This window comes from Pseudomonas sp. URIL14HWK12:I6, from assembly GCF_000514195.1.
Classification (GTDB): domain Bacteria; phylum Pseudomonadota; class Gammaproteobacteria; order Pseudomonadales; family Pseudomonadaceae; genus Aquipseudomonas; species Aquipseudomonas putida_A.
The window spans coordinates 93,305-105,646 of the sequence record NZ_AZVL01000012.1; the positions used below are offsets into that span (position 1 = coordinate 93,305).

Sequence of the window (12,342 nt, forward strand, 5' to 3'; positions counted from 1 at the left end):
ACAATCGCTGTGGAACGGCCTGTGGATAACCTGAGCGAAAGGGACTACAGACCACAGCGAACATGGTGTACAGCGCGATGGTTGTTTTTTGACCAGTCATCTAATCCACATGATCTCCCTGTAGGAGCGAGCCTGCTCGCGAAGACTTCGGCACATTCGACTTAGAAGGTGACTGACCCACCGCTTTCGCGAGCAGGCTCGCTCCCACAGGGATCTCCCACATTGGTCTGCGCTGTTAGAATGCGCGCCTTATCCCGCCATACCGCAGCGCACGCCATGACCCAGAACTCCGCCCCCCACCCCGCTCACGTCGCCATCATCGGCGGTGGCCCCGCCGGCCTGATGGCCGCCGAGGTCCTGAGCCAGGCCGGCGTGGGCGTCGATCTGTACGACGGCATGCCCTCGGTGGGGCGCAAGTTCCTGCTGGCCGGGGTCGGCGGCATGAACATCACCCACTCCGAGCCTTACCCGGCATTCCTCGCGCGCTACGCCGAACGCGCGCCGCAGATCGCGCCACTGCTGCGCGGCTTCGATGCCGACGCGCTGTGCCGCTGGATTCATGATCTGGGCATCGAGACCTTCATCGGCAGCTCCGGCCGGGTATTTCCCACCGACATGAAAGCCGCTCCCCTGCTGCGCGCCTGGCTCAAGCGCCTGCGCGACAGCGGCGTGGTTATCCACACCCGCCATCGCTGGCTCGGCTGGGATGAACACGATGCGCTGCGCATCGCCAGCCCCGACGGCGAAATCACCGTCAAACCCGACGCCACCCTGCTCGCCCTCGGCGGTGGCAGTTGGTCGCGGCTGGGTTCGGATGGCGCGTGGATGCTGCCTCTGGAACAAAAAGGCGTAGGGCTGGCGCCGTTACAACCAAGCAATTGTGGCTTCGAAGTGCAGGCCTGGAGCGAGTTCCTTGTCAGCAAATTCGCCGGCGCACCGCTGAAAAATGTCGCCATCGGTTTGAACGACGATATCCCGCGCTTGGGCGAATGCGTGATTACCGCAACCGGGGTCGAAGGCAGCCTGATCTATGCGCTGTCGGCACCGATTCGCGAGGCGATCAATACGCAGGGTTCAGCCACCGTGCACATCGATCTGTTGCCCGGCCGACCTGTGGATAAATTGCAGGCAGCGTTGAGCAAGCCACGCGGTTCACGCTCGATGGCCAAGCATCTGCACAGTCAGGTCGGAATTGATGGGGTGAAAGCGGCGTTGTTGCGTGAATTGACTGACGCGGCAACCTTCGCTGATCCGGCGTTGCTGGCGCGGGCGATCAAGACGTTGCCGCTGACCTTGGTGAAAACCCGTCCGCTTGACGAAGCGATCAGCAGTGCCGGTGGCGTGACGTTCGAAGCGCTGGATGAACGTTTGATGCTCAAGGCGTTGCCAGGGGTGTTCTGTGCGGGCGAGATGCTGGATTGGGAAGCGCCGACAGGCGGCTATCTGCTGACCGGGTGCTTTGCCAGTGGGCGGGCGGCGGGACTGGGGATGTTGGAGTGGTTGCAGAGTAAGGGCTGAAGACCGAGGTGCGTCCTTCGCGAGCAGGCTCGCTCCCACACTGATCTCCAGTAACAAGGAGATCCCTTGTGGTAGCGAGCCTGCTCGCGAAGGCGTCCTTACAGACGCCCCATCAGATCAAGGCTTGCGCTTACGCGGCCCGGTATTGAACACCGGCACTTTACGCACAGGCTTGATCGACGGCTCCGGCGCCTGGGTGTCGCCACTGTCGACCCACTTGCCCAGATTGCGCTTGCCGCCACCGCCGCCGGACGTTTTCGGCTTTTTCGGTTTTTTCGGCTTTTTGATCACCTGACCACTGGCATCGGTATCCGGCACGCGGTGCTCGGGTTCGAAGTCCGGTTCGTTCTGGCGCTTCAGGGTCTGGCGGGTGAGCATCTCGATTGCCGAGAGCATGTTTACTTCATCCGCGCACACCAGCGAGATCGCCTCGCCCGTCGCGCCCGCACGGCCAGTACGACCGATGCGGTGGATGTAATCCTCGGCGACGATCGGCAGGTCGAAGTTGACCACCAGCGGCAAATCTTCGATATCCAGACCACGGGCAGCGACGTCGGTCGCCACCAGAATCTGCACTTCGCTGAGTTTGAAACGATCCAGCGCACGCTGACGGGTCGCCTGCGGTTTGTCGCCATGGATGCCGTCGGCGTTGATGCCCAGGCCCTGGAGTTTTTCCACCAGCGCATCCACGCCGTTGCGGGTCTTGGCGAACACCAGCACCTGCTTCCACTTGTTCTTGCGCATCAAGTGCACGAACAGTTCCGGCTTGCGCTTCTTGTCCACCGTCACCACCCACTGTTTGACGGTGTTGGCCGCGACGTTGCGCGGGCTGACTTCGATGCTCAGCGGATCGTTGAGCATCTGCCCGGCGAGCAGGCGAATGTCATCGGAGAAGGTCGCGGAGAACAGCAGCGTCTGGCGCTTCTTCGGCAGCATGCGGTAAATGTTCGCCAGTTCTTCGGAGAAGCCCAGGTCGAGCATGCGGTCGGCTTCGTCGAGCACCAGAGTTTGCAACTGATCGAGTTTCAACGCGTTCTGGCGGAACAGGTCGATCAGGCGACCAGGCGTGGCGACCAGCACATCAACGCCGCCGCGCAGCTTCATCATCTGCGGGTTGATGCTGACGCCGCCGTACACCGCATACGTGCGCAATGGCAGGTTTTCAGCGTATTGGCGCACCGACTCATGAACCTGCTCCGCCAGCTCGCGGGTCGGCACCAGAATCAGTGCACGCGCCGAATTGGCGGCCACTTTCGGCCCTTCCATGGCCAGCAACTGCAGCAGCGGCAAGGCGAAACCGGCGGTCTTGCCGGTGCCGGTCTGGGCCGCAGCCATCAGGTCGCGACCGGCCAGCACGGCCGGAATGGCTTGCGCCTGCACCGGCGTCGGGGTCTGGTAGCCGAGCTTCTCGAGGGAGCGCAGCAAGGGTTCGATCAGGCCAAGGGTGGCGAAAGTCATGGGAGTACCGTAGGAAAATTCAGCGCAATTGTGCGACACGAGTGTGCAATGGCGCGCAGTTTACCCTAATTCACACGCTGTTCTGCTGGAACGGCGGTCTTCGGCGTCTCCACGACGAGCGGCTGCGCCGGCCGCCGCCACTGCGGCAGACCGATCAGCACCACGGCACTGATGATCACCAGCATCGCCAGCGCTTCTTCCATGCCGATGGTCTCGCCGACAAACACGATCCCCAGCAACACCGCCACCGCCGGGTTGACGTAGGCATAACTGGTGGCCGCCGCCGGACGCACGTGTTTGAGCAGGTACATGTAGGAATTGAAGGCGATGATCGACCCGAAGAAGATCAGATAACCCAAGGCCAGCCAGCCTTCCATCGGCGGCAAGGCTTGCAGATGTTCGCCGCTCACTGCGCTGCCGATCAACAGCACCACGCCACCCACCAGCATCTCCACGGCACTGGCCATTGCCCCTTGCGGCAGCGGCAGGTGTTTGCTCCACACCGAGCCGAACGCCCAGGTCGCCGCTGCAAAAACCAGCAACGCCGCGCCCATCGGGCTCGATTGCAGGTTGGAACCCATGTTGAGCATGGCGATGCCGACAATTCCCAACGCCACCCCGGCCCACTCCAGGCGAGTATTGCGCGCGCCCCAGAAATAGCCGAAGAGCAACGTGAACAACGGCACCGTCGCCACCGCCAGTGCCGCCACGCCGGAAGCCACGCCGGTGTGCTCGGCGACACTGACTGCGCCGTTACCGAAGCTGAGCAGCAGAATCCCGATGATCCCCGCCGCTTTCCACTGCGCCCAGGTAGGCGCCGGTGCCCCGCGCCAGCGCAGGAAGGCGTACATCAGGCTGCCGGCAATCACGAAGCGCACCCCGCCGAGCATCAGTGGCGGCCAGTATTCGACGCCGAGGCGGATCACCAGATAGGTTGATCCCCAAATCACGTACAGCGCGAAAAACGCGGCGATCAACGGCAAGGAAAAACGGCGCAAGGCAGGCATGGGCAGCTCGACAGTCAGAGGCAGGGTGTGAATTATTCTAGAAAGGCCCGCGAGCAAAAATAAGCTACAAAACCTGTTTATCGCGCCGGTACACTTTTGAAACAACGGAGATCGACGGGATAAACCGCGATTTCGAAAGTCTGGCAATTTCAGGAGTCCGGCCTTGGACAAATACGACCGCATGCTGCTCAGCGCCCTGTTGGAAAACGGGCGTGCGTCCTACGCCGATCTGGCGCGCAAAGTGAACCTGTCCGCCCCGGCAGTGGCCGAGCGCGTGGCCAAGCTTGAAGCCGCCGGAGTGATCACCGGGTATCAGGCGAACATCGACCTGTCGAAAATCGGTTTGCCGATCCAGTGCATGATCGAATTGCGCCTGCACCAGAACGGCAGCCAGAAGGTCTACGACGAACTGGTGAAAATCCCGCAGCTGACCGAGTGCTTTCGGGTGACGGGCGATCCGTGCGTGATGATGAAGGGTGCAGTGGCGTCGATGACGGAGCTGGAAGAATTGATCAATCGCGTGGCGAAGTTCGGCTTCAGCAAGACCTCGATTGTGCTGTCGAGCGCGATCGAGAAGCGCGTGCCGCTCAGCCACATCGAAGGCAACGGTAAGTAATCAGGAACTCAGAAGATCCAAATGTGGGGGCGGGCTTGCTCGCGAATGCGGTGTGTCAGACAACCTTTTGCCGAATGACACACCGCTTTCGCGAGCAAGCCCGCTCCCACAGGGGATTTTGGGTGACTTCGAGATCAGCGATAGCGCTGCAGGTGTTCGCTGACTTTGGCCGCCGGGACTTTCTGCAGTTTGCACAGCAGGTCATGGTTCAGCTCACGCACCCCATGCTTGTGCCGCAATTCTTCCGCCAGATGCGCCATCAGGTTGGCCGCCATCTCGGCATCCGCCATCGCCCTGTGCGCCTGGCCGGTGTGTGGCAGGCGGGCGAACGTGGTGAGGGTGCCGAGCTTGTGGTTCGGCGCCGCCGGCATCAGGCGTCGGGCAAGCAGCAACGAACAGGCGAAGTTCTGCAATCGAGTGCGTTTGATCCGCCCAAGCTCGAAATCCCAGAACTTCTGGTCGAACGAGGCGTTGTGCGCCACCAGCGGGGTGCAGCCGACGAATTCGTTGACCTCTTCCATGACCCGCTCGGCCGAGGGTGCACTGCGCAACATGGCGTTGCTGATGCCGGTCAGTTGTTCGATGAACGCAGGAACGCGCACGCCGGCGTTCATCAGGCTCTGGTAACGCTCGACGATACGGCCGTTTTCCAGCATGACCACGGCGATTTCCGTGGCGCGGCAGCTGCTGTTCGGCGACAGGCCGGTGGTTTCAAAGTCGATGACTGCAATGCGTTCCAAACCGGGTTCAACTCCGTTCAAATCAATTCTTGAGCAACGCTCAGTTTTTCAACAGCAGTGCGCCTTCAATCGGCACATAACGGCTGGCGGCGCGGATCAGCGAGTTGGCGGTCAGGCCCGGCACGCCATAGGCCACTGCCTGTACGCCGTGCTTGCTGATGATGCGTTCGAGCAGCATGTCGAAGTCGCCGTCACCGGAGGCCAGGACGATTTCGTCGACGTGGTCGGCGGCGTCCATAATGTCGAGGGTGATGCCCACGTCCCAGTCGCCCTTGGCCGAGCCGTCGCTGCGCTGGATATAGGGTTTGAGCTTCACGGTGAAACCGAGGTTGCGCAGGATCTGCTGGAACTGCTGCTGCTTGCTGTCGCCACGGTCGATTGCGTAGGCGTAGGCCTCGACGATCTGCCCTTGTTTGCTAATGTCAGCCCACAGCGCGGCGTAGTTGAAATGGCAACCATAGGCCTGACGCACGGTGTAGTAGAGGTTCTGCACATCGGCGAACACTGCGATTTTTTTCACCGGGATTCCTGTGAGCGCATAGCGCACGAAGCGGGATCAGGCGCCGGGCCCGAAAAAGGCGCTCAGTATGCCAGCCCACAGGAAGGTGGCGCGAATAATCAACCCACCACTCCGGACGGATGGTGGACTGTGGTGAGGGGATTTATCCCCGATAGGCAGCGCAGCGGCCCCGAAAATGGGACTGCTGCGCACTCCATCGGGGATAAATCCCCTCACCACAGATTTGATACTGGCGACTGATCCGTCAGACGAACGAATCGTCGTCATCGAAGAACGACGAGTTGTCATCGCTGTAGTCGGTGTCAGTGAATCCACCCTGGTCATTGCCAGAGAATCCGTTATCGGCCACACGCTGGTCATTGCCCCAGTCATTGCCGCTCTGGTCGGCCACCTGCGCCGGTTCTTCCTTGATCACTTCAACGATTTCTTCGGGCTGCTGGTTGTGATGGAACAGGCTGCTGATGCCCTGCGCCAGCATCACGCCACCGGCCACGCCAGCGGCGGTTTTCAGGGCGCCGCCGAGAAAGCTGCTGCCCGCGGTCGGGGCTGCTTGCTGCGCGTAGTTGGGCGGTGGTGCGGCATAGTTCTGTTGTGGCGCTGGCGCAGCGTAGTTCTGCTGCGGTGCCGGCTCACGCCAGCCGCCGGTAGAAGCCGGAGCGCTCTGGGTCGGCGCTGGACGCGAGCTGCCGCCGCCGAAGATGCTCGACAGGAAACCACCGCCGCCGCTTGGCGCCGGGGCCGCGCTCTGGGACTTGGCCGCTTGCAGTTCAGCCTGCAATTGCTGGACTTGCCGGGTCAGCTGCTTGTTCTGTTCGTCGAGGCTCTTGATGGCCGCCTCTTGCACCAGAATCGCCTGGGTCATGAAATAACCTGCCGCCGGCTGGCGGGTCAGGTGTTCCTTGATCCGCGCCTCGGCCTGGGCGTCGCGCGGGGCTGCCTCCGTTTCGGCCTGTTGCAGCCGGGAAAACAGTCCATCGATCAGGGTTTGCTCTTCGCTGTTCATGGCGACCTCGTAGATTGCCGGGGATAACGTTGCCCGTGTCCACTGTGGACATGGCGCACCTCTGTAATGGAGGCAGTGACAGGATGTTTCAACGACCTTTACCGAATGTTTACGTTTGTGTCCGCCCGCCCATCATCGGTTAAAGTGAGCCACTGTTTTCGACCTGCGATACCGACTGATGAATGCCTTCGATGTACTGCGCGACTCTCTGTATTTTTTCAAACGCCACCTGGTCAGCATCTTGCAGCTGTGCCTGCCGCTGGTGATCTTCGAGGCGGCGCTGCAGCAAGTGGTGGATCACGTCACCGACCCCGACAGTTTCTCCGCCGCCAGCGTGGTCGTCGGTCTGCTGGTGTATCCGCTGTACACCGCCGCGCTGATCCTGTTCCTCGATGCTCGCACCCGTGGCGAAGCTCCGCGCAATCTCGACCTGCTGGCGATGTCCGCGCGCCTGTGGCCGCGTTTCGCCTTGCTCACCGCGCTCAATACCTTGCTGATTCTGCTGGGGTTGTCACTGTATTTCCTGCCGGGCCTGATGCTGATGGTCATGCTCGCATTCGCTGAATACCTGCTGGTGTTGCGCGGTATGGGGCCGTTGCAGGCGATGAAGGAAAGCCTGCGCCTGACCCGTGGGCATTTCTGGCGGATCCTGCTGTGCATTCTGTGTGTGATGGGGCCGTTGTGGCTGCTCAAGGGCGCGACCCTGGCGGCGTACCCCGACCCACAGAATCCGCTGATCGCGGTAATGATCGACAGCACGCACAGTTTCCTGCAGCTGTTCACCAGTGTGGTGCTGTTCCGCCTGTTCATGCTGATCAGCGAATTGCCTGACAAACGTACCGGAGCGGTCTGACTTCGCGACCCTTGGGCCAAGGCTCTGCGGTCAGGTATGCTCGGAGCCACTTTTGTAACGCGATAAGCCGAGCCATGCCCCGTCTGCTGCGCTACACCCTGTTGCTGATTGTGCTCGCCATCGCCCTGATCGGCGGGCTGATCTACAGCCTGACCTGGCGCCCCGATGCGCGAGAAACCTTGCCCGTCACCTGCAGCGGTACGCCGCCGACCCTGGTGCCGGGGCAAGCGCTGAAAGTCATGACCTGGAACGTGCAGTACCTCGCGGGCAAGCGCTACGTGTTCTGGAACGATCTCGCCCAAGGCTCCGATGAAGCGCCGTCCCGGGAAGACATGGCCTTCAGTCTCGACGAAGTGGCGCGGGTGATCCGCGACGAGCAACCCGACGTAGTGCTCCTGCAGGAGCTGGATGACGGCGCCAAGGCCAGCGATTACCAGAATCAGCTCAAGCTGTTGCAGGAGCGGGTCACCGATCTCTACCCGTGCAGCGCTCACGCCTTCGACTGGAAGGCCGATTTTGTCCCCGATCCGCACATCTTCGGCAGCGTTGGCCGGCAACTGGCGACCCTCAGCCGCTACCGCATCGAACACGCCGAACGCCTGCAATTGCCGGTGCCGCCGGCGAATTTCATCTCCCGCCAGTTCCAACCCAAAGACGCCCTGCTCGCCACCAAGCTGCCGCTGAGCGACGGCGGACAACTGACGGTATTCAACACCCATCTGGATCGCGCCCGCCAACCGGACGAGACTTTGCAGGCGCAAGTGACGGCGGTGGCCAAAGTGCTCGACAAGTACGAAAGCCAGGGCCTGCCGTGGCTGATCGGCGGCGACTTCAATCTGTTGCCACTGGGTCAGTATCAACGCCTGCCCGCCGAGCAGCGCACGCCCTACTCGATCGACAGCGCGCTGCATCTGTTGTGGGACAAGTACCCGATGATCCCGACCAACAACGAAGCCAGCGGCATCGACCGCGCCCACTGGCTGACCCACTACCCCAACGACCCCGGCCTGAATGGCCCGGATCGCACGGTCGACTATCTCTTCTACAGCCCGAAGATCAAACGGGTCGAAGCGAGGGTGCGCCAGGACGATACGTTGCGCATTTCCGATCACTTGCCCGTGATTGCGAGGTTCCTGCTGCCCGCAGCCCCGTAGCCAGTTAACACGATATCCCCCTGTGGGAGCGGGCTTGCTCGCGAAAGCGTCGTGTCAGTTGATGCATCCGTGCCTGGCGCACCGCCTTCGCGAGCAAGCCCGCTCCCACAGTAGATTGATGTCGTACCGTGATTGGGTAGCAGGCTGCGATGTTTTGCTCTTCAGGTGCCGCGCGGCTTGGCCCGCGCGGTCGCCTCGGCCACCAATGGATCATCCGGCCAATAATGTTTCGGATAGCGCCCCTTCAGATCCTTCTTCACCTCGGCATAGGTGCTGCGCCAGAAGTTGGCCAGATCCTGCGTCACCTGCACCGGCCGGCGCGCCGGGGACAACAGATGCAGCTTGACCACTTGCCGGCCGCCGGCAATTCGTGGCGTCTCGGCGAGGCCGAACAGCTCCTGCAAACGCACCGCGAGAATCGGTGGCTGTTCGCTGTAATTCAGACGAATCGATGACCCCGACGGCACACTGATGTGATGTGGCGCCAGCTCATCAAGCTTCTGCGGCAGCGGCCACGGCAGCAGATTGCGGACGATGCTCGACAGGTCAAGATTGGCGAAATGGCTGAGCCGCGAGACTTTGCCCAAGTAAGGCATTAACCAATGCTCGAGAGTGTTCAGCAACGTTGCATCGCTGACATCCGGCCATTGGCTTTCGGCCTGAGCGTTCAGATCCAGTTGCCGCAGCAACGCGACCCGCGCCTGCCACTGGCGCAACTCCGGCGTCCATGGCAACAACTCCAGCCCCTTGCGCCGCACCAGATTGACCAGCGCCTGACTGCGCGCCGCTTCGTCGAGACCGGTCAACGGCTCGCGGCTGAGGATCAGTTCGCCAACCTTGCGCTGACGCTCGGCGCGCAGCACGCCTTCGCGCTCATCCCAGTCCAGTTGATCGACAGCGCGCACTTGCTCGGCGAGCACCGAATCGAACAGCGCCGGATCGAAATCCGCCGCCAGATAAATTCGTTCCTCACGCTGGCCCTGACGACTGCCGAGATCGGCGATAACGATCCACGGCTCCTTCATCAGGCTGTCGGCTTCGGCGAACAGTGCTGCGCGACCATTGGCCAGACGATATTCGGCGCCACCGGCACGCCGCTGCTGGGCAACCCGATCCGGATAAGCCAGCGCCAGCAACGCACCGAGCCAGCGCGGGTGATCGGGATCGCTGACCGGCGCGCTGGCCTTGCCGCGCAGGTAACCGCGATATTGCCGCGCCAGTTGCCGCGCACGCTGCACGCCGCCCTGAGCACCGCGTGCCGCGCGTTCTTCGCCGGAGAGCAGCACCAAGCGGCTGTGCAGATCGGCCCCGGCGCCGCGCAAAATATCGCGCTCGCCGAGCAGTGCCGCGACGTCACACGCCATGTTCGCCAGCCCCAGCGCCTGACCGCGCAGCAACAGATGGGCGATGCGCGGATGCGCCGGCAACTCGGCCATGGCCTGACCGTGGGACGTCAGCGCCTCGCCTTCGAGTGCGCCCAGGCGCTGCAACAAATCCTGCGCCTGGGCGTAGGCTGCTGCCGGCGGAATATCGAGCCAGACCAGTTCGCCCGGCGCCACGCCCCAGCGTCCGAGTTGCAGCGCCAGACTCGCCAGATCCGCCGACAGAATTTCGGCACTGCCGTAAGCGGCGAGTTGCTCGTGCTGATCCTGCGACCACAGGCGATAACAAACGCCCGGCTCCAGACGTCCGGCCCGGCCCGCACGCTGGGTGGCGCTGGCCCTGGAAATGCGCTGAGTATCGAGGCGGGTCATGCCGCTGCCGGGGTCGAAACGCGGCACTCGCGCCAGCCCGGCGTCGATTACCACGCGCACGCCGTTGATGGTCAGGCTGGTCTCGGCGATGTTGGTCGCCAGCACCACTTTGCGCTGGCCGGCCGGCGCCGGGTCGATAGCCGCGCGTTGGGCATTCAGGTCCAGTTCGCCGTGCAATGGGCAGAGCAATACCTCTTTACGCTCGCCGATGGCATCGCTCAGTTGCTGATGCACCCGACGGATTTCCGCCTGCCCCGGCAAGAACACCAGCAGGCTGCCGGTTTCATCGTGCAACGCTTCGAGGACGGTCTGGGTCACGCGCTGGTCGATGTATTCGCCGGGCTGGAACGGCCGCCCCCAGCGCATCGTCACCGGGTACATACGCCCTTCGCTGCGCAGGATCGGCGCGTTATCCAGCAACACGGCCAGACGCTCGCCTTCCAGCGTGGCGGACATCAGCAGAATCTTCAGCGGCTGTTCAGCGCGGAACAGCTCACGACCGTTCAAACTCAGGGCCAAGGCCAGGTCGGCATCAAGACTGCGTTCGTGAAATTCGTCGAAGATCAGCAGACCGACGCCTTCCAGCGCCGGATCATCCTGCAGGCGTCGGGTGAGAATGCCTTCGGTGACCACTTCGATACGGGTATTGGGGCCGACCTTGCTATCGAGACGGATGCGGTAACCGACGGTTTCACCGACCTTCTCACCCAGTTCGCTGGCCAACCGTTCGGCAGCGGCTCGCGCGGCGAGACGCCGTGGTTCGAGCATCAGAATGGTCTGCCCGGCCAGCCACGCTTCATCGAGCAAGGCCAAAGGCACGCGGGTGGTTTTGCCGGCGCCGGGCGGTGCTTCGAGCACTGCTTCGTGGCGTGTCGCCAAGGCTTCACGCAGGGCGGGTAAAACTTCATCGATCGGCAAAGAAATCATGCTGGCTCCCCAGGGCGTGCCCACAGTAAATTGCGAGTCGCGTTAAAGCTGTGAGCGTGCCAGGCAAGGCGCGGGACGCAGGTAAGGGTCGTTTCCTTACCAAGTTCCGCAACGCAGCATGGCGCGTTCACAGCTTTAGCCCGGAGGGCCGAACCCCGCCAGGATTCATCAACCTTCACGCGGTGTCGATCTGGAGAAAACAACTTCAATCCTCAACATATTTCGGTAGGGGTGAGACGAGGCCGCAATTTACTGTGGGCGCGCCCTGCCGAGGGCGAGTATAACGGCGAACTGCCGGGCGTTCGTCAGGGTCTTAACTTCACAAGACGAAGCTTCGTTAATAGATGACTCAGGAGATTTTCCATGCGCTTACCTTCTCGCCTGATCGGCGGTGTACTGGTCGCCACCCTGCTCACTCAACTCACGGCCTGCGGTTCGATTTTCTACCCGGATCGTCGCGGTCAGATCGATGGCAAGATCGACCCGGCGATTGCCGTGCTCGACGCCGTGGGCCTGCTGTTCTACGTGATTCCAGGGCTGATCGCGTTCGCGGTCGACTTCACCACCGGCGCGATCTATTTCGAACCCGGCCACACCGCTCAGGTCGATCCGGCCAAGCTCAAACAGGCGATCGGCCCGGACGGTCAGGTCGATAACCTCAAGTTGCAGGCTATTCTCGAAACAGAACTGGGCCGCAACCTGCCTCTGGACGATCCGCGCCTGATCCAGCACAAGGGCAGCACGCAACAACTGGCGATGTTTGGCCTGCAACCCGCCGCATAAGGAAATCAC

11 protein-coding genes are annotated in these 12,342 nt (G+C 62.2%); 5 read left to right on the forward strand and 6 right to left on the reverse strand.

Annotated elements, in window-relative coordinates; genetic code table 11:
- Positions 1-276 precede the first annotated feature (276 nt).
- A complete protein-coding gene (locus H043_RS0117115; protein ID WP_027612868.1) occupies positions 277-1,518 on the forward strand; it encodes a TIGR03862 family flavoprotein in 1,242 nt (413 codons plus the stop codon).
- A 117-nt stretch (positions 1,519-1,635) separates the two neighbouring features.
- Here the strand turns inward: H043_RS0117115 and H043_RS0117120 are convergent, their stop codons facing one another.
- Together H043_RS0117120 and yedA are read right to left on the reverse strand one after the other, a co-directional pair.
- Positions 1,636-2,976 (reverse strand): DEAD/DEAH box helicase, encoded by a 1,341-nt coding sequence (locus tag H043_RS0117120; protein ID WP_027612869.1) that lies wholly within the window; start codon positions 2,974-2,976, stop codon positions 1,636-1,638.
- A gap of 65 nt (positions 2,977-3,041) precedes the next feature.
- Positions 3,042-3,983: a drug/metabolite exporter YedA gene (gene yedA / locus H043_RS0117125; protein ID WP_027612870.1), complete on the reverse strand. Its 942-nt coding sequence runs from the start codon at positions 3,981-3,983 to the stop codon at positions 3,042-3,044.
- Between the two features lie 163 nt (positions 3,984-4,146).
- On the opposite strand from yedA, the gene H043_RS0117130 reads away from it, so the two are divergent.
- Positions 4,147-4,599 (forward strand): Lrp/AsnC family transcriptional regulator, encoded by a 453-nt coding sequence (locus H043_RS0117130; RefSeq protein WP_027612871.1) that lies wholly within the window; start codon positions 4,147-4,149, stop codon positions 4,597-4,599.
- A gap of 134 nt (positions 4,600-4,733) precedes the next feature.
- Here the strand turns inward: H043_RS0117130 and H043_RS0117135 are convergent, their stop codons facing one another.
- The 3 genes from H043_RS0117135 to H043_RS0117145 all read right to left on the reverse strand — a co-directional run bounded on the left by H043_RS0117135 (position 4,734) and on the right by H043_RS0117145 (position 6,862).
- Positions 4,734-5,339, reverse strand: coding sequence for a PolC-type DNA polymerase III (locus H043_RS0117135; RefSeq protein WP_027612872.1), 606 nt, complete (start codon positions 5,337-5,339; stop codon positions 4,734-4,736).
- 40 nt (positions 5,340-5,379) lie between these two features.
- On the reverse strand, positions 5,380-5,859 hold the full coding sequence (locus tag H043_RS0117140) for an NYN domain-containing protein (protein ID WP_007963710.1): 480 nt from the start codon (positions 5,857-5,859) through the stop codon (positions 5,380-5,382).
- A gap of 244 nt (positions 5,860-6,103) precedes the next feature.
- The gene (locus H043_RS0117145; RefSeq protein ID WP_027612873.1) at positions 6,104-6,862 is read right to left on the reverse strand and encodes a DUF2076 domain-containing protein; all 759 of its coding nucleotides are present in this window, start codon (positions 6,860-6,862) and stop codon (positions 6,104-6,106) included.
- 178 nt (positions 6,863-7,040) lie between these two features.
- Between H043_RS0117145 and H043_RS0117150 the strand changes: the two genes are divergently transcribed.
- A complete protein-coding gene (locus H043_RS0117150) occupies positions 7,041-7,715 on the forward strand; it encodes a YciC family protein (RefSeq protein ID WP_027612874.1) in 675 nt (224 codons plus the stop codon).
- 74 nt (positions 7,716-7,789) lie between these two features.
- Complete coding sequence (locus H043_RS0117155; RefSeq protein ID WP_027612875.1) at positions 7,790-8,869, forward strand: endonuclease/exonuclease/phosphatase family protein; 1,080 nt, start codon at positions 7,790-7,792, stop codon at positions 8,867-8,869.
- 161 nt (positions 8,870-9,030) lie between these two features.
- Here the strand turns inward: H043_RS0117155 and hrpB are convergent, their stop codons facing one another.
- Entirely contained in the window at positions 9,031-11,550 is a 2,520-nt protein-coding gene (hrpB, locus tag H043_RS0117160; RefSeq protein WP_027612876.1) for an ATP-dependent helicase HrpB, read from the reverse strand.
- 363 nt (positions 11,551-11,913) lie between these two features.
- Here hrpB and H043_RS0117165 point away from each other — a divergent pair, with 363 nt between their 5' ends.
- Positions 11,914-12,333, forward strand: a complete 420-nt coding sequence (locus tag H043_RS0117165) for a hypothetical protein (RefSeq protein ID WP_025108718.1) — start codon at positions 11,914-11,916, stop codon at positions 12,331-12,333.
- The last annotated feature ends 9 nt before the right edge of the window (positions 12,334-12,342 follow it).

What these genes read in the sequence shown, in the direction of transcription:
- H043_RS0117120 (WP_027612869.1), bottom strand. Translation starts at nt 2,976, where the DNA reads ATGACTTTCGCCACCCTTGGCCTGATCGAACCCTTGCTGCGCTCCCTC.
- H043_RS0117115 (WP_027612868.1), top strand. Translation starts at nt 277, where the DNA reads ATGACCCAGAACTCCGCCCCCCACCCCGCTCACGTCGCCATCATCGGC.
- H043_RS0117145 (WP_027612873.1), bottom strand. Translation starts at nt 6,862, where the DNA reads ATGAACAGCGAAGAGCAAACCCTGATCGATGGACTGTTTTCCCGGCTG.
- yedA (WP_027612870.1), bottom strand. Translation starts at nt 3,983, where the DNA reads ATGCCTGCCTTGCGCCGTTTTTCCTTGCCGTTGATCGCCGCGTTTTTC.
- H043_RS0117165 (WP_025108718.1), top strand. Translation starts at nt 11,914, where the DNA reads ATGCGCTTACCTTCTCGCCTGATCGGCGGTGTACTGGTCGCCACCCTG.
- hrpB (WP_027612876.1), bottom strand. Translation starts at nt 11,550, where the DNA reads ATGATTTCTTTGCCGATCGATGAAGTTTTACCCGCCCTGCGTGAAGCC.
- H043_RS0117150 (WP_027612874.1), top strand. Translation starts at nt 7,041, where the DNA reads ATGAATGCCTTCGATGTACTGCGCGACTCTCTGTATTTTTTCAAACGC.
- H043_RS0117155 (WP_027612875.1), top strand. Translation starts at nt 7,790, where the DNA reads ATGCCCCGTCTGCTGCGCTACACCCTGTTGCTGATTGTGCTCGCCATC.